Below are 17,122 nucleotides of genomic sequence, written 5' to 3'. Positions count from 1 at the left end.
GCATCATGAAGACCATCAAGGGGCCGGGCATCTTCCTGGCCCAGTTCATCGGCGACGAAGCCCCGTTCAATACGCTGGAAGGGATCGCGGGCTGGGCCGCGGGTCACGGCTACAAGGGCGTGCAGATGCCCACTTCGAACCCCGAGCTTTTCGACCTCGCCCGCGCGGCCGAGAGCCAGGACTACTGTGACGAGATCCTCGGCGTGCTCGCCGACAAGGGGCTGGCGCTGACCGAGCTCTCGACGCACCTGCAGGGCCAGCTTGTCGCGGTTCATCCGGCCTACGACGCGGCCTTCGACGCCTTCGCGCCCGCGCACCTGCGCGGCAATCCCGCCGGGCGGCAGGCCTGGGCGGTTGACCAGCTGATGCTCGCTGCCAAGGCCAGCCAGCGCCTTGGGCTCGATGCGCACGCCAGCTTCTCCGGCGCATTGGCGTGGCCCTATTTCTACGCCTGGCCGCAGCGACCCGAACAGCTGGTCAAGGATGCCTTCGCCGAACTCGCGCGGCGCTGGACCCCGATCCTCGACCGCTTCGACGAGTGCGGTGTCGACATCGGCTACGAGCTGCATCCGGGCGAGGACCTGCACGATGGCGTGACCTTCGAGCGCTTCCTCGAGGCGACGGGCAACCATACGCGCGCCAACATCCTCTACGACCCCAGCCACATGGTGCTGCAGCAGCTCGATTACCTCGGCTTCCTCGACGTCTACCACGAGCGGGTGAAGTGCTTCCACGTCAAGGATGCCGAGTTCCGGCCGTCGCCGCGCGCAGGCGTCTATGGCGGCTATCTCGGCTGGACCGAGCGTCCGGGACGGTTCCGCTCGCTTGGCGACGGCCAGGTCGATTTCCGGCAGATCTTCTCGAAGATGGCACAGTACGACTTCGCGGGCTGGGCCGTGCTCGAATGGGAATGCGCGCTCAAGCATCCCGAACAGGGCGCCGCCGAGGGCGCGCCGTTCATCGCAGATCACATCATCCGCGTCACTGAACATGCCTTCGACGATTTTGCCGGCGGCGCTGACGATGCGATCCCCGACTTCAGCCGCATGGGCGTGGCCTGAGCGCTCCCTACCTGCTGACCTGAAAAAGCCATCATCTGCTTCTCGCGGGTGATGGCTTTTTTGTGTCTGCGGGTCGGGATCTCTTGTCTGGCGTGCGGCAATGTCCAACGGCAAAGGGGCCTTCCGGTCGAAACCGGAAGACCCCCATGCGGCCCGAAGGGCTGGGAGGGCAGGTCGTTGCGCGCCTGCCTCTCCAGTGCCCGTCAGAAACGGTAGGTGACGCGTGCACCCCAGGTGCGCGGGTCGGCGAACTGCACGAGGTAGCCGCCGGCATAGCCCGCTTCTTCCGAGGTGGTCAGGATCACCGTGTCCTCGATGTTGCGTACGTAGGCCGAGACCTCGAACGGCGAGCTGTCGCTGGGCACGTAGGTCAGCATCAGGTCGGTCTTGGTGTACGAGTCCTGCATCTCGGTGTCGAAATTGCGGAACGAGAAGTACGACTTCGACTGGAAGCGGCTCTGCACGCGGGCGGTGAGGGTACCCTCGCCGATGTAGAAGTCATGGCTGTAGCCGCCCGAGATCGCCCAGTCGGGAGCCTGCGGGAGAGTATTGTCTGCGTACTGCACACCGTTGTTCACGAAGTCGGTGTAGCGCGCGTGCAGGTAGGCGACGGTGAAGTCGATCTTGTCGGCCATCGTCGGCTGCCAGTTGGTCTCGAGCTCGCCACCGTAGATGCGCGCGGTACCGGCATTGAAGATGCGCGAGATCGCGGTCTCCGGATCGTTCTGCTGCACCTGCAGGTTGGTGTAGTCGTAGAGGAAGGCCGACAGGTTCACCTGCAGCGTATTGCCCAGGAACCGGTTCTTCACGCCCGCCTCGTAAGCGGTGATGGTCTCGGGACCATAGGTGAACCCGTTCTGGAAACCGCCCGCCTTGAAGCCGGTGTCGACCTTGGCATAGACCAGATTGGTGGGGGTCGCCTGCCAGTTGATGCCGAGGTGATAGGTGTCCTTGCTGCCGCTGTAGCGCGCATCGACGTCGGTGTAGGTGCCGGCGATGTCGCTGTAACCGACCTGGTGCTTCTTTTCCTCGGTGTAGCGCGCACCCGCCTCGATCTTCAGGTCGGGCGTGATCTCGTAGTAAGCCTGGGCGAACGCGGCATAGGACTTCGCCGTGGTGAGGTAGTCGAACTCGTAGAAGTTGAAGGGAACCGTGCCGCCGAGGCCGTGAACCTGGAAGTTGGTGAGCGAGTCACCCTTGTCCCAGAAGTAGTAAAGCCCTGCCTGCATGCCGAACGGACCGGTGCCGTTGGTGCTGACGCGCAGTTCGTGGTTCTGAGTCTCGACCACCTGATCGGTGGGGAAGCCGTACTGGAAGGCGGTGCCGCCGTCCTGGTCGTTGTCGCGGCGCAGTCTCTGGTTGCGGTAGCCGCCATAGTACGACAGCGTGACCGGACCGAAGTCGTAGTTGAGGTTGGCGCGCACGTTCTTGATGTCGAGGTCGATGAAGCCCTGGTGGTCGAGCTCCCACTGGCGATCATCGCCGATGTCGAGCGTGCCGTCGGCCTTCACGTCCTCATAGGGGATGCCCTTGATGACCGCGCCGACACCGCCGACATGCGTGTACTCGCCGGTGATGAGGCCGGTCAGCGCGCCGCCGTCGTCGTAGGCGAGGTGCAGGCGCATCGCCTGGCTGACGTCATCGTTGCCGCCCTTGGTAACCGCGCCGCCGGTGCTCGCGAGCGAGCCGTTGTCGCGGTAGGGATCGCGCTGGTGAACCGAGAAGGCGCCACGCATGGCGAAACCGCCGCCCAGCGGCACGTTGAGCATGCCCTCGGCGATCATCAGGTTCTTGTAACCGTATTCGAGCGCCATCGAGCCTTCGAGCTGGTCGGTCGGCTTGGCGGTCGAGATGTTGATCGCACCGGCGGTCGAGTTGCGGCCATAGAGCGTGCCCTGCGGACCGCGCAGGACTTCGATGCGCTCGAGGTCGAAGAAGCCGACATTGAGCGCGGTGCCGTTCTGCAGGTAGAAGTTGTCGATGCTCACCGCGACGGCGGGGTTGCCGGTCTCGGTGTAGTCGCGGCTGGAGACGCCGCGGATCGTGATGATCGTGTTCTGGTTGTTCTGGGCAATGCCGAGGGTCGGGGCGATCGCCGTCAGGCCGTTGACGTCGCTGACGCCGTTCTTGATCAGTTCGTCACCGGTGGCGACGGTCATTGCGATCGGGGTCTTCTGCGCAGTGCTCTCGCGCTTCTCGGCGGTGACCACGATCTCGTTGATCTGGTTCGTCGCAGCGGGTTCCTGGGCCTGTGCCGTGTTGGCGCTTGCGGCGAATGCGAGCGCAGTGGTCAGGGCCATCGTCGAAATATGGGACTTGGTCATTGTACCCCCCTCGTGGAGCGAAGCAGTCTAGGCGCGCTTCTTGGTTGAATTGTCCGACGCCTCGTTTGAATTGTCTGACATTTTGAAATGCTTTACATTCCAGATTTCGACGTATCGCCCGGCAGGGCATGATATCTCACAAGCCGACACGTCAACAAACCTTCATGTTCGGATGATAACGGTTACATTTTTAGGTGTATCCCAATTTTCACGCGATGCAATAGGGAATTTGGCCGCAAAGGCCTTTGTCTCGCCGGCTCTTGAATCGCCATCTAGGACATTGTTTCAAAACGTAAAAATATTGGCGCTCCGCTTGGTGCCACAAAGTGGAGCCCAAGTCGGGTGCCCCTTCGGTGACTTTCCGTCGTGTCGGGGGTGGCTATTTTCAGAGCGGCGGTGGCGATTCTGTTGGGCACACTTTTCGCGCTCGTGCATTGTTATTGTGCATTGCTCGAGCGTCGACGTTGAAAGCTCGTCGGGGCTCTGGATCAGGGCGGTGGAGCAAATTGCGTTTGTCGGGAACGTTCACGCGGTGCTAACGATTGAAGTGACGGGGCCGTGACGTTCTCCACCATGAAGCGCGCCAGCCTTACGCGGCTGCGCTAGGGCGTGGATTGGCTGGCAGAGATGCGACCCCATTGTTGGCACGCCGTGTCTGCAAAGATCTAACAGGTGCGGGCAGCGAGTGCTCGCGCCGACAGTCAGAACTCCAGGAGATACTCGCGATGAGCGATGAAACATTCCTGCCAGTCTCGCGCCGCGGCGTATTGGCAAGCAGTGCGGCGGGAATCGCGGTAGGATCGATTTCCTATGGTCATGCGTTGGCTGCCGAGAGCACGCCTCGCCGGGCCCCGGCCGTGCCGACCAAGAGGATTTCGATGAAAGTAAACGGCAAGGCGCACGATCTCGACCTCGATACGCGCACCACGCTGCTCGATGCCCTGCGCGAGCATCTACAGCTAACCGGAACAAAGAAGGGCTGCGACCACGGTCAGTGCGGTGCCTGCACGGTCATGGTGAATGGTGAGCGTATCAATTCCTGCCTGACCCTCGCGGTGATGCACGAGGATGACGAGATCACCACGATCGAGGGACTGGGCTCCCCCGACGACCTGCACCCGATGCAGGCCGCGTTCGTCGAGCACGACGGATACCAGTGCGGCTACTGCACTCCGGGTCAGATATGTTCGGCGGTCGCGGTGCTCGAGGAGATCGCGCGCGGCGTGCCCAGCCATGTCAGCGACGACATCACCGGGGCCATGCAGGCGACCAATATCGAGATGCGCGAACGCATGAGCGGCAACATTTGTCGCTGCGGCGCCTATTCCAACATTGCCGAGGCCATGGCGCAGGTCGCCGGATCGGGGAGCAAGGCATGAAGCCGTTTACCTACGAACGCGCGACGAGCGCCGCCGAAGCCGCCAGTGCTGCTGCCGGACGCAAGGGCGCCAAGTTCATCGCGGGCGGTACCAACCTGCTTGACCTCATGAAGCTCGAGATCGAGGCTCCGGTACACCTCATCGACGTGAACGGTACCGGCCTCGACAAGATGGAGGAAACTGACGAGGGCGGTCTCAGGATCGGTGCGCTGGTCAGCAATACCGCGCTTGCCTCGGACATCCGCGTGCGGCGCGACTACGGCGTCCTGACCCGCGCTATCGTGGCGGGTGCCTCGGGACAGCTGCGCAACAAGGCGACGACTGGCGGCAATCTGCTCCAGCGCACGCGCTGTTCCTATTTCTACGACACCAACCAATCGTGCAACAAGCGCAAGCCCGGCAGCGGTTGCGCGGCCAAGGGTGGCTACAGCCGCCAGCTCGGTATCGTCGGTGTGAGTGATGCCTGCATCGCCACTTATCCCGGCGACATGGCGGTTGCGCTGCGCGTGCTCGATGCTGTGGTCGAGACGATGAAACCCGATGGGACTACTCGCGCGATCCCGATCGGCGAATTTCACAAGCTCTGGGGCGATACTCCGCACATCGAGACCGCTCTCGAACCCGGAGAGATCATAACCGCCGTAACCTTGCCCAAGCCGCTGGGTGGGACGCATATCTACCATAAGGTCCGCGACCGTCGTTCCTACGCCTTCGCGCTGGTATCGGTCGCTGCCGTGCTCGATGAGAATGGCAAGGGCCGGGTCGCCGTGGGCGGTATCGCTCCGCGCCCCTGGCGTGTCGAAGCGGCAGACGCCGCGCTGCCCGACGTCCGGGCAGCCGCGCAGGCGCTTACGCAAGGTGCCAGCCCCACTGATCAGAACGCATTCAAGATCGCCCTCGTCGAGCGTACGCTCGCGGGCGTCATGGCCAAGGCCCGAGGAGAGGCTGCATGAAGTACTCAACCCCTGCAGGCGATACTGTCATCGACCGCCAGCGGGTGGTCGGCCAGCCCACCACCCGCATCGACGGTCCGCTCAAGGTCACCGGTCATGCGCCCTATGCCTATGAGCGCCACGACGTCGCGGCAAATCAGGCCTATGGCTACATCGTCCCCTCGGCTATCGCGAAGGGTAAGGTGCGCGCAATCGACACCCGCGAGGCGCAGGCACAGCCGGGTGTCATCACCGTTCTGACCACCACCGAAGTCGATGAACTGCCGCTGGGCATGGGTCACACCGTACCGCTCTTCGGTGGTTCGCAGATCCGCTTCTACCACCAGGCGCTCGCGCTGGTCGTGGCCGAAACCTTCGAGCAGGCCCGCGCGGCTGCACACCTCGTGCGCGTCGATTATGAGCGTGAGGCCGGCAACCACGATCTTCACGCGCTTGCCCCGAATGCGCCGCTGGTAGAGGGCTCCGATGGCCCGGATGTCAGCAAGGTCGGCGATTTCGACGCGGCTTACGCTTCGGCGCCGGTCTCGATCGACGTCACCTACGAGACCCCGCATGAGAGCCACGCGATGATGGAGCCTCACGCCAGCATTGCGGCGTGGGAGGGCGAGAAGCTCACCTTGTGGACCTCGAACCAGATGATCGCCTGGAGCAAGCAGGCGGTCGCCAAGTTGCTCGACATGGACCCGGCCAATGTCCGTCTCGACAGCCCGTTTCTGGGCGGCGGCTTCGGTGCCAAGCTCTTCGTGCGTGTCGATGCGGTCGTGGCCGCGCTGGCCGCGAAGAAGGCGGGCCGTCCGGTCAAGGTCATGCTTGACCGTCCGCTGGTGTTCAACAACACCACGCACCGTTCGGCCACGATCCAGCGCCTGCGCTTTGGCGCCGAGCGCGACGGGCGCCTGACCGCGATCTCGCACGAGTGTACCTCGGGCAACCTCGCCGGACAGGAAGGCGAAAACGGCATTGCCCAGACGCGCCTCCTCTATGCAGGCGCGAACCGTTACACCGCGCAGCGCATTGCCCGGCTCGACCTTCCCGAAGCGAACGCAATGCGCGCGCCGGGCGAGACGGCGGGCCTCATGGCGCTGGAAGGCGCGATGGACGAACTGGCCGAGAAGCTGGGCATGGACCCGGTCGAACTGCGCATCGTCAACGACACGCAGGTCGATCCCGAAACCCCCAACCGTCCTTATTCGAGCCGCATGATGGTCGAATGCCTGCGCCGCGGGGCCGAGGCTTTTGGCTGGGACAAGCGCAACAAGACTCCGGGCGGCATGCGTGAAGGCCGCTGGCTGATCGGCCACGGCATGGCCGTGGGTTTCCGCAATTCGGTACAGATGAAGTCGGCCGCGCGTGTGCGCCTGTCGAACAATGGCAAGCTGACGGTCGAGACCGACATGACCGACATCGGCACGGGTTCCTACACCATCCTGGCCCAGACCGCGGCGGAGATGCTGGGCCTGCCGCTGGAGGACGTCACGGTCACGCTGGGCGATTCCGACATGCCCGCTTCGTGCGGTTCTGGCGGCCAGTGGGGTGCGCAGAACTCGACTTCGGGTGTCTATGCGGCCTGCGTGAAGCTGCGCGAGGACATTGCGCAGCGCTTCGCGATGGATCCGAATGTGGCAGAATTCGCCGATGGCGAAATCCGCGCCGGGAGCGAGAGCCGCAAGCTCACCGAAGCCACGGCCTCGGGCGAGATCGTGGCCGAAGACTCGGTCGAGTACGACGAGCTTTCCGAGAAGTACCAGCAGTCGACCTTTGCCGGGCACTTCGTGGAGATTGCGGTCGATGCCTACACGGGCGAAACCTACGTGCGCCGTATGCTCGCGGCCTGCGCAGCCGGGCGCATCCTCAACCCGATCTCGGCGCGCAGCCAGGTGATCGGCGCAATGACGATGGGCGTTGGCGGCGCGCTGACCGAGGAGCTGGCGGTCGACACCCGCTTTGGCTTCTTCGTCAACCACGACCTTGCCGGGTACGAAGTGCCGGTGCACGCCGACATTCCGCACCAGGAAGTGATCTTCCTCGACGAACTCGATGCCATTGCCTCGCCGATGAAGGCCAAGGGCGTGGGTGAGCTGGGCCTTTGCGGCGTGGGCGCGGCGGTTGCCAACGCGCTCTACAATGCAACCGGCGTGCGCGTGCGCGAGTACCCGCTGACGCTCGACAAGTACCTCGACAAGCTGCCCGCTGTCTGAGGGACCAGAATACACGAAAAAGGGCGGTCGGAGTGATCCGGCCGCCCTTTTTGTATGTCTGGGAAGTATATCCGAGAGCCATCGCCCTCGGGCTCCCCAAACTGTCTAGCTCACGTCCCGCGCGCCACGTTTGCCGAGACTGGTGAGGTGGCCCATTTTGGGGTCAAGGGGTGATGACCCCTTGGATCCTGTCTTCCTTACTCCGGAAGCTGCGCCAGCTCCTCGACCACTTCCTTGTCCTTCTCGGCATAGAGACGGTCGATCTCGGCGCGGCTCATCTTCTTGGCCGCGGTCTTGAGCTGGCCGCAGGCCGCGTCGATGTCGCGCCCGCGCGGGGTGCGCACGGGGGCCGAGATACCTGCTTCGAAGACGATGTTCGAGAACGACTTGATGCGCTCGGGCGTCGAGCATTCATACGCCGCGCCCGGCCAGGGGTTGAACGGGATGAGGTTCACCTTGGCGGGCAGCTTGTACTTCTTGAGCAGGCGGACCAGTTCGCGCGCGTCGTCGTCGCTGTCGTTCTTGTCCTTGAGCATCACGTATTCGAAGGTGATGCGCCGCGCGTTGCTGGCGCCGGGATAGTCGGCACAGGCCTGCAGCAGTTCCTCGATGCCGTACTTCTTGTTGATCGGCACGATCTCGTCGCGCACTTCCTTGGTCACTGCGTGGAGCGAGACTGCAAGGTTGACGGCGATTTCCTGGCCGCACCGTTCGATCTGCGGGATCACCCCCGAAGTCGAGAGCGTGATGCGGCGGCGCGAGAGGGCAAGGCCATCGCCGTCCATGACGAGCTTCAGCGCATCGCGCACGTTGTCGAAGTTGTAGAGCGGCTCGCCCATGCCCATCATAACGATGTTGGTGAGCAGGCGCCCGTCCGCGCTGTACGAGCCTTCATCCTCGTCCTCGTCGAGGCCCGCCATGGTGGCAAGGCGCGTATCGGAGGCGGACTTGGGCCATTCGCCCAGCGCATCGCGTGCGAGCATGACCTGCCCGACGATTTCTCCCACCGTCAGGTTGCGCACGAGACGCATCGTGCCGGTGTGGCAGAAGCGGCAGTTCAGCGTGCAGCCGACCTGCGAGGACACGCACAGCGTGCCGCGGTCCGCATCGGGAATGAAGACCATCTCGTAATCGTGGTTGTCCGCGGTGCGCAGCAGCCACTTGCGGGTGCCGTCACTGGAATGCTGGGCCTGCACGATCTCCGGGCGGCCGACCACGAAGCGCTCGGCCAGCCAGGGACGCATGGTCTTGGCGATGTCGGTCATCGCCTCGAACTCGGTCACTCCGCGGTGGTAGAGCCAGTGGTAGACCTGCTTGGCGCGCAGCTTGGCAGCCTTGGCGTCGAGGCCGGCGGTCTCGAACAGCTCGGCGATGCGCTTCTTGGGCAGGCCCATGAGGTCGGTGCGGCCATCGGCGCGCGGCGTCACGCCGTCGACCAGCGTCGGGCGCGGGACCGGCATCGGCTCGTTGTGACCGGGGATCGTCATGATCCCCCCGGCGGGCAGGGAATTCGTGTCTGTCATGATTGGCGCCGATATAGAGCATCCGCGCACAAAACTAAAGATGCCAGCGTGCAGGCAGGCGCGCGAACGCCTGCAAGGGTTTGCCGGTTCCCGATTTCCGGCGCTCGCGAACCTCGCTTCGTCGCTGCAGTGTTGCGAAAAAACATCAATGTTTTCGTTGTCTTACGTTCATGAAACTCCGGTCCTGTGACGGGCATTTGACTGGTCCAAGCGGCATCGAACCGCTCTAAGAACAGAACATTGGAGTTCGCATATGAAGACCATTCTTTTCGCTCTCGCCGCCGGTACCGCGCTCAGCGCCGCTCCCGCCATGGCCCAGAACGTCGGCCCCGCAGAGCCGTTCTCGGGGTTCCACCTCGAAGGCCTCGCCGGTTATGACATCACGCAGGCCGGCAGCAGCATCGACGACGATTCCGAGATCGACAACGACCAGTCGATCGACGGCTTCATGTACGGTGTCGGCGCAGGTTACGACGTCAAGATCGGCGATCGCTTCGTGGTCGGCCCCGAAGCGGAGATCACCTGGTCGAACGCCAAGACCGAGTTCAGCGACGGCGATTTCGAGGGCTTCGGTATCGGCAACGTCAAGGCCAATCGCGACATCTACGTCGGTGCCCGTGCGGGCTACATCGTGACCCCGACCACGATGGTCTACGCCAAGGGCGGCTACACCAACGCAAAGTTCGACGTGCGCAATGGCAACGGCTCGGAATTCTTCGGTCGCGACATCGACGCCGATGGCTGGCGCATCGGCGCCGGTGTCGAGCAGGCGGTCAGCAACAACGTCTTCGCCAAGCTCGAATACCGCTACTCGAACTACGAGAAGGGCGAAATCGACTACACCGCCGACATCCCCGACAGCCAGCGTTTCGACCTCGACCTCGATCGTCACCAGATCGTGGCGGGCGTGGGCGTGCGTTTCTGATCGCGGTATTGCCGGAATTATCCGAGGGAAGGGCGGGGGCTATGCTCCCGCCCTTTTCGCATGCCCGGTCGCGGCGATGCCTCGGATGACACCTTCGGGTACACTAACAATACTTTGACACAGATCTGATGTAGCGCAGACTGCCGGACTTCGCACCGTCTGCAAGCGTGAACTGGAGGCCGACAAGCCTTCGCAGCGCAGGGAGAGCTACATGAACAGGTTCATCGCGTCTTGTCTTGCCGCCATCGCCTTCGTCCAGGGGAGCGCCGTCGCCGCGCAGGAAGCGGCCACGCCCGCAGCGATCTGTCCCGCTGGGCAGGAAATGGCGATCATGCGCATCAGCGCCATCAAGCCGGAAGGCTCGCGTGCCGGGTTCGACGCGGCAATGGCACAGCACATGAAGTGGTACCGCGACCACGGCTACGAGGACAACGAGCAGGTCGCCTATGCGGTGCTCGGTTATGATCGGGAAAAGCAGCAGCCCTTCGTGGCAAAGGACAAGGTCCTGACGATCCACTACGGATCGCCGGGGGTTTCCGCCGACAAGCGCGATGCTGGCTGGGATGCCTACGTTGCCGCGTATAAGGCTAATTCCGACATCGTGACGCAGGAGATCGTCTGCCTGCCCTCGCACGACTAGGCGCTCGCGGCGGGTCGTGACCCTAGCGCAGGCGCGCGCAGCCGAGCAGCGCGGCATCCATCGCCGAGGCCGCGCCGGGCAGTTCCCAGGTGTTCGAGAAATTACCGCCCCTGGCGCCCGTCGCGTAGACGGTCATGCGCTGTGCCGAACGCATTGCTGCGATGATCGCAGCATTGTCTCGATCGTCCTGCGGCCAGGCGTCGCCGCCCCCGCCGGTGAGCGAGAACCGCTCGCTGCCGATGCGCAGCGTGATGCGCGAGCCCTGCGCCATCTTGCGCGAGAGGCGCAGGTGGAACTTGTTGCGCGCAGCACGCCGTGGCCAGGTGCCGATTGCGGCATACGGCTCGTAGTCGCGCCATAGGTTGCTCGGCGCGGCCATGGCGATCGCGTAGCAGCGCGGCACCATCGGATCGCGAAAAGCACCCCAGTCCTCGTAGAGACCGAGGCTCTCTCGGGCATGGGCGGGAAGGGCGATGAGCGGCGAAATGAGCGCCAGAGCCCAGACCGCCGACTTGAGAACTGCGCCGATATTGTGGCGCAAGTGCATCCCGGAAAGGGTCATGTAGGAAGGTGTCGTCATGCGAATGGGTCAGGTGAGCGCACGGTCGATGGCCGCTGCGCCAGCCTCGATCCCGCCTGGATAATCTTCCTCGCGGAAGTGGGGCAGCATTTCCTCGCGGATGATCGCGCCGCACAGATCGTCGCTCAGTTGCTTCTTGAGGCCGTAGCCGACCTCGATGCGCACCTTTCGCTCGTTGGGGGCAAGGAGGATTATGACGCCATCATTGTAGCCCTTGCGGCCAATACCCCAACGGTTGGCGAGATCGAGGCTGTAGTGCGATATCTCGCGCCCACCGAGCGAAGGCACCGTTACGATGACGAACTGGTGGCGCGTGCGCCGCTCGAGCGCTTCGAGCCGTGTCGAAAGGTTCTTTTCGCTCGCTTCCGGGAGGATCTGCGCGTGATCGCTGACCCTTCCGAGCAAGGCGAGCTGGCTGGAGGCGTGCCTGGCGCTTTCGGCACCCGCAGGCGCTGCATCGCAAGCTGCGAGTGCCGGGAACAGGGCAAGCGCGAGGAATGGTGCGGCCAGGCCTCGTGCGATGGTGCGCCGGCCATGCATCGCTCAGTCGGCCTCCGGGTAGGAGATCGTCATGATTTCCCACTCACGCTCGCCCGAAGGCAGGCGCACGGTGCGCAGATCGCCGAGGCCAGCGCCGCGCAAGGCGCGCGCGAGCGGGGCGCTCCAGCCGATCTGCCCTGAACTTGCGTCCTGCTCGTCGTCGCCGACGATGGTGACGGTCCTGCGTTCGTCGTCCTCGTCGGCCAGCTCGACGGTGGCACCGAAGAAGACCTTGCCACGTTCCTCCTGCTGGCGCGGATCGACCACGCGCAGTTTCTTCATGCGGCGTGCGAGATGGGCCAGTTCGCGGTCGATCTCGCGCATGCGCTTGCGTCCGTAGAGATAGTCGCCGTTCTCCGAACGGTCGCCATTCCCTGCAGCCCACGAGACGATCTCGACGATCTCGGGGCGTTCGGTGCCGAGCAGATGATCGTAACGCGCGCGCAGTGCAGCCATTCCGGCAGGGGTGATGGGCGGTCCGACGGGATTCATGGAGCTGTCATAGGACCTGCACGACTTGTGGCCAAGTCCGCGTAAAACGGTCTCCACGGCTTGCAGAACTGTTATTTGTCCGACAAGATGTGGCAAAAGCATCCCGGGATCGAGGGCCTCTCCATGACTGAAACAAAGACTACCCTTTCGCGCCGCTCGGCGCTGCAGGCTGCCGCTGGCCTCGCTGCGCTGCCGCTGGCTGCAGGCGTCACGGCGCGGGCCGAGGCTGCTGCGCCGGGCCAGACTGCGGCGGCGCCGGTTTCGCCACTCGCGCCCACGCCGCCGATGGGCTGGAACAGCTGGAACAGCTTCGCAGGCACGATCAACGAGGAGCAATCGCTCGAAACCGCCACGATCATGGCGCAGAAGCTCCTTCCATTCGGCTACGACGTGTTCACCGTCGACATCCAGTGGTACGAGCCCGAGGCATCGAGCTACTCCTACAATCCCAACCCGGTGCCTGCGCTCGACGATCATGCGCGGTTGCAGCCTGCGCCCAATCGCTTCCCCTCGGCGAAGGGAGGCAAGGGATTCGCACCACTCGCGAAAAAGGTTCACGCTCTGGGCCTCAAGTTCGGCATTCACGTCATGCGCGGCATCGCGCGCCATGCGGTCAAGCTAGACCTGCCGATCGAGGGAACGCCCTATACTGCGCGCGATATCGCCGACACTACGAGCATCTGTCCATGGAACCCGGACATGTACGGCGTCGACATGACGAAGCCGGGGGCGCAGGAATACTATGACGGGCTGTTCCGGATGTATGCGAGCTGGGGTGTCGACTTCATCAAGATGGACGACATGAGCCGCCCATACGACGATCATGCGCCTGAGATCGAGGCGGCGGCCAAGGCCATCGCGCGTTGCGGCAGGCCGATGGTGCTCAGCCTCTCGCCAGGCGAGACGCCGGTGCCGCGCGGTGCCCATGTCCGCCAGCATGCCCAGATGTGGCGTATTTCCGACGACTTCTGGGATGACTGGGGGCAGCTCCATGCCCAGTTCACCCGGCTGGAGAACTGGAACCAGTGGATGGGGCCGGGCTCCTGGCCCGATGCCGACATGTTGCCGCTCGGCCGCCTTGCGCTGGGCGACCGAGATACCAAGTTCACGCCGGCCGAGCAGACCACGCTGATGACCTTGTGGTCGATCGCGCGCTCGCCACTCATCATGGGCGGCGACCTGCGCCATCTCGACGCCCCGACACTGGCGCTGCTCACCAATCCCGAGGTGCTCGAGGTCAACCAGCGCTCGATCGGCAACTGTCCGCATTTCCTCGAGGACGGAATGAAGGTCTGGACCGCGCGCAACGAACGTGGCTTCGCGCAGTATCTGGCGATTTTCAATACGGTCGGCGAGCGTGACCTGACGGTCGATCTCGCCCAGATCGGCGCACGCGGTAGCTTCGTGGTGCGCGACCTCTGGGCGCGCGCGGACAAGGGCGATGTGAAGGACAGCCTGACGGTGCATCTGCCAGAACACGGCGCGACGCTGCTCAAGCTGACGCCACTGGTGTGATCAGGTAAGGGAGGGCGCGAAGCCGGGGGTCACCCCGGCTTGCGCTTGCCCATCAGCTTGCTGAGCAGGTTGGGGCCCTTGTAGTCCGCCTGCTCGGGATGCATCGCGTCGTAGACGACGGCGTTCTCAAGTACGCGCTGGACGTAGTTCTTGGTCTCGTAGATCGGGATCTGCTCGATCCAGTCGAGCCATTCGACCGAGCCGGTGCGCGGGTCGCCATTGGCGCGCAGCCACTTGTTCACATTACCGGGCCCAGCGTTGTAGGCGGCAATGGCGAGCGGGCGTGCACCGCCGAAGTAGTCCATCATCCGCGCGAAATAGCCATCGCCCAGACGCACGTTGTAGACCGGGTCCTCGATCAGCGCCGACTGGTTGTAGGAGAGGCCCATCTTGCCTGCCTGCTCGCGCGCGGTGGCGGGCATGAGCTGCATCAGCCCGCGTGCACCGGCGTGGCTGATCGCGTTCTGCGCGAACTGGCTCTCCTGCCGGGTGAGGGCGTGAACCATGGTCCAGTCGACGCTGCCAGGCACGGGCATGATCGGGAAGGCAATTTCGCCGAAGTCGCCGTAGCCGTCGGTATGCGCGCTTTGCCCCAGGATCACGGCAAGGTCGCGGCGGCCGATCTCTTCCGCCAGTTGGGCGACGAGAACGTGGTCGGCCTCGGTTACGGCCTGGTCCGAAATCTCGCGGAAGAACTGCACGCCGGTGCGCCAGTCGCCGTCCCGGGCGACGTCGCGCACCGCGTCGGTGAGCGGGCGGGCCATGAAGGCCTGCCGTTCGGCTGCGCTCGGCACGACGTTGGGTCGGGTATCGAGATCGGGCAGGGGGCGACCAAGCCGTTCGAGCGACAACTGGCCGTAGAAGTAGTGCGGGTAGCGTGCCGCCATCTCGAAATAGCGGCGCGCGCCACTCTCGTCGCCAGCCATGGCGAGTGCGCGGCCTGCCCAGTAAAATCCCTTGGAGCGGGTTCCGGGGGTCTGCGCTGCGGCGCCGTAGCGATAGAACAGCGGGGCTGCCTGACGCGGATCGCGCAGGTCCCACAAGGCCTTGGTTCCGCCCAGCCAGACGAGCGTCGTGTAGTCGTCGCGAAGGCGATAGGAAAGCTGGCTGATGTCGGTACCCGGGGCGAAGGCATCGTCGATCGAACCGGCGATGGTCACCGCCGTCTGCGAGCCGGCCCCGCGCGCCGCGGCGAGCAGTTCGCGCACCCACCGCTCGGGCTCGGGGACGGGCTCGCGCAGCTTGGGTCGGCTGACCAGCAGGGCAATGCCGCCCGCGAGGTAGCGGTCCTTGCGAGCCTGGACGAGGCGGTTGTAGACGTAGCCCGGGTCGGCGTTGACGTCCTTGGGCAGGGTCACGCCCAGAGACCCCGGATCGGCACCCTGCAGTAATGACAAACGCTCCATGAAGACCGGGCGCGCGTTCGCCGAGACGAAGGAAATCTGCCGTTCTGCCTGATCGGTCTCACCCTGCCAGAGCAGTGCATTCATGCGTGCATCGTGATCGGCAGGCGTAAGCGCGGAGCGATAGAGCGAAAGCAGCGCCGCCTCGGCAGCCGGGTCGAGCGTCCCGCCGCGCCATGCGGCGAGGCCGACTTCGCGAGCATTGGGACGGCGCAGCGCAGCGAGCGCGGTCGCATAGCGGCCTCGCGCCTTGTTTCCGAGCGGCGCAAAGCGATCGAAATAGGCGACCACTGAATTGGGAGAGGGTGATTCGTCGAGCAGGGCCTTTTCTGCGTAGCCGCGAATCCTTTCTTCCTGCGGATAGCCCGGATAGGTCATCAGGAAGCTGGCATAAGTCGAGAAATCGAGCCGGTCGCTGGCCACGACCTGGCGCCATTTGTCGATAGTCTGGTGCACCCGCATGTCGTGCGAGGCCGCCTGTTGCCTGCGGGCAACGTCCCAGTCACGCCCGTTTTCCGTGGCCCCCTGGGCTAGGACGGGCACGGCCGCGCCCGTCGTCAGAAGTGCCGCGATGAGGGTAGATATGCGCAACATGCTGGACATTGTGGAAGGAGGCTCCTTATCAGGCCCTGAATGGAAGGCTCGGCACGGGACGCGGTTCCCGTGACCGGCGCGACAATGATCATCACTAGGGGTAAAGTCCATGTTCTCGGGATCCATACCGGCACTCGTCACACCGTTTCGCGATGGCGCGCTCGACGAGTCCGCGTTCCGGCGGCTGGTCGACTGGCAGATCGAGAGCGGGTCCTCGGCGCTCGTGCCTTGCGGCACCACCGGCGAGAATTCCACGCTTTCCAATGCAGAACACCATCGCGTCATCGAGGTCTGCATCGAGCAGGCGGCGGGCCGCGTGCCGATCATCGCGGGCTGCGGCAGCAACGACACGATGAACGCGCTTCTCCACATGAATTTCTCGAAGAAGTGCGGTGCCAGCGCGGCGCTGGTCGTGGCGCCCTACTACAACAAGCCCAGCCAGGAAGGGCTGCTGGCGCACTTCTCCTATCTTGCCGAGCATGCGGACCTGCCGATCGTGCTGTACAACGTTCCGGGACGCACGGTTTCCGACCTGCAGCCCGAGACGGTGTGTGAACTCGTCCGTCGCTATCCGCAGACCTTCGTCGGCATCAAGGATGCCAGCGGCGATCTGAGCCGGGTGACCGACCACCGGATGGGCATCGATGCCAAGTTCGCGCAGCTTTGCGGCGATGACGAGCTGGCCTTGCCGTTCAATGCCGCAGGCGGGGTCGGATGCATCTCGGTGACCGCCAATGTCGCGCCCGCCCTGTGTGCCGAGTTCCAGGCGGCCTGCGCTGCCAACGACCTCGAACTGGCGCGCAAGCTGAACGACAAGCTCTATCCGCTGCACTACGCGATGTTCGAGGACAGCTCGCCCGGGCCGTGCAAGTATGCTCTGGCGCAGGTCCACGACTGGATCGAGAACGAACTGCGTCTGCCTCTGGTGCCCTGCAACGACAGTGCCCGCGCGGCCGTCGACAAGGCGCTGGTTCACGCCGGACTGGTCTGAGCCA

14 protein-coding genes are annotated in these 17,122 nt (G+C 64.2%); 8 read left to right on the top strand and 6 right to left on the bottom strand.

Annotated elements, in window-relative coordinates; all coding sequences use genetic code 11:
• Positions 1-5 precede the first annotated feature (5 nt).
• Complete coding sequence (locus I5E68_RS12715; RefSeq protein ID WP_197164206.1) at positions 6-1,061, top strand: sugar phosphate isomerase/epimerase family protein; 1,056 nt, start codon at positions 6-8, stop codon at positions 1,059-1,061.
• 203 nt (positions 1,062-1,264) lie between these two features.
• On the opposite strand, the gene I5E68_RS12710 is transcribed toward I5E68_RS12715, so the two are convergent.
• Entirely contained in the window at positions 1,265-3,385 is a 2,121-nt protein-coding gene (locus I5E68_RS12710) for a TonB-dependent receptor (RefSeq protein ID WP_197164204.1), read from the bottom strand.
• 725 nt (positions 3,386-4,110) lie between these two features.
• Here I5E68_RS12710 and paoA point away from each other — a divergent pair.
• The 3 genes from paoA to paoC are packed head-to-tail and all read left to right on the top strand — an operon-like array spanning position 4,111 to position 7,915.
• On the top strand, positions 4,111-4,764 hold the full coding sequence (paoA, locus tag I5E68_RS12705; RefSeq protein ID WP_197164202.1) for an aldehyde dehydrogenase iron-sulfur subunit PaoA: 654 nt from the start codon (positions 4,111-4,113) through the stop codon (positions 4,762-4,764).
• The gene (locus I5E68_RS12700; RefSeq protein WP_197164200.1) at positions 4,761-5,717 is read left to right on the top strand and encodes an FAD binding domain-containing protein; all 957 of its coding nucleotides are present in this window, start codon (positions 4,761-4,763) and stop codon (positions 5,715-5,717) included. Before paoA ends, I5E68_RS12700 begins: the two co-directional genes overlap by 4 nt.
• Positions 5,714-7,915 (top strand): aldehyde oxidoreductase molybdenum-binding subunit PaoC, encoded by a 2,202-nt coding sequence (paoC, locus tag I5E68_RS12695; RefSeq protein WP_197164198.1) that lies wholly within the window; start codon positions 5,714-5,716, stop codon positions 7,913-7,915. The genes I5E68_RS12700 and paoC overlap by 4 nt, the downstream gene beginning before the upstream one ends.
• 197 nt (positions 7,916-8,112) lie before the next feature.
• On the opposite strand, the gene rlmN is transcribed toward paoC, so the two are convergent.
• Positions 8,113-9,438 (bottom strand): dual-specificity RNA methyltransferase RlmN, encoded by a 1,326-nt coding sequence (rlmN, locus tag I5E68_RS12690; protein WP_197164197.1) that lies wholly within the window; start codon positions 9,436-9,438, stop codon positions 8,113-8,115.
• Positions 9,439-9,691: 253 nt separating this feature from the next.
• On the opposite strand from rlmN, the gene I5E68_RS12685 reads away from it, so the two are divergent.
• Complete coding sequence (locus I5E68_RS12685; RefSeq protein WP_197164196.1) at positions 9,692-10,363, top strand: outer membrane protein; 672 nt, start codon at positions 9,692-9,694, stop codon at positions 10,361-10,363.
• 211 nt (positions 10,364-10,574) lie between these two features.
• Entirely contained in the window at positions 10,575-11,003 is a 429-nt protein-coding gene (locus tag I5E68_RS12680) for a hypothetical protein (RefSeq protein ID WP_197164195.1), read from the top strand.
• A 22-nt stretch (positions 11,004-11,025) separates the two neighbouring features.
• On the opposite strand, the gene I5E68_RS12675 is transcribed toward I5E68_RS12680, so the two are convergent.
• Genes I5E68_RS12675 through greB form a run of 3 tightly spaced genes read right to left on the bottom strand, consistent with a single transcriptional unit; the run spans position 11,026 to position 12,615 of the window.
• Positions 11,026-11,583 (bottom strand): hypothetical protein, encoded by a 558-nt coding sequence (locus tag I5E68_RS12675; RefSeq protein WP_228726969.1) that lies wholly within the window; start codon positions 11,581-11,583, stop codon positions 11,026-11,028.
• Positions 11,584-11,592: 9 nt separating this feature from the next.
• Positions 11,593-12,123 (bottom strand): TPM domain-containing protein, encoded by a 531-nt coding sequence (locus I5E68_RS12670; RefSeq protein ID WP_197164194.1) that lies wholly within the window; start codon positions 12,121-12,123, stop codon positions 11,593-11,595.
• 3 nt (positions 12,124-12,126) lie between these two features.
• Positions 12,127-12,615, bottom strand: a complete 489-nt coding sequence (gene greB / locus I5E68_RS12665) for a transcription elongation factor GreB (protein WP_197164193.1) — start codon at positions 12,613-12,615, stop codon at positions 12,127-12,129.
• Positions 12,616-12,738: 123 nt separating this feature from the next.
• Between greB and I5E68_RS12660 the strand changes: the two genes are divergently transcribed.
• Entirely contained in the window at positions 12,739-14,130 is a 1,392-nt protein-coding gene (locus I5E68_RS12660; RefSeq protein WP_197164192.1) for a glycoside hydrolase family 27 protein, read from the top strand.
• Positions 14,131-14,159: 29 nt separating this feature from the next.
• On the opposite strand, the gene I5E68_RS12655 is transcribed toward I5E68_RS12660, so the two are convergent.
• Complete coding sequence (locus tag I5E68_RS12655; RefSeq protein WP_197164191.1) at positions 14,160-16,136, bottom strand: lytic transglycosylase domain-containing protein; 1,977 nt, start codon at positions 16,134-16,136, stop codon at positions 14,160-14,162.
• 100 nt (positions 16,137-16,236) lie between these two features.
• Here I5E68_RS12655 and dapA point away from each other — a divergent pair, with 100 nt between their 5' ends.
• A complete protein-coding gene (dapA, locus tag I5E68_RS12650; RefSeq protein WP_197164189.1) occupies positions 16,237-17,118 on the top strand; it encodes a 4-hydroxy-tetrahydrodipicolinate synthase in 882 nt (293 codons plus the stop codon).
• Positions 17,119-17,122 lie beyond the last annotated feature (4 nt).

Origin of the sequence: Novosphingobium aureum (genome assembly GCF_015865035.1) — a bacterium.
GTDB classification, from domain to species: Bacteria; Pseudomonadota; Alphaproteobacteria; order Sphingomonadales; family Sphingomonadaceae; genus Novosphingobium; species Novosphingobium aureum.
The sequence above is the reverse complement of the archived record's forward strand: the minus strand, read 5'-3'. Positions and strand labels throughout refer to the sequence as shown.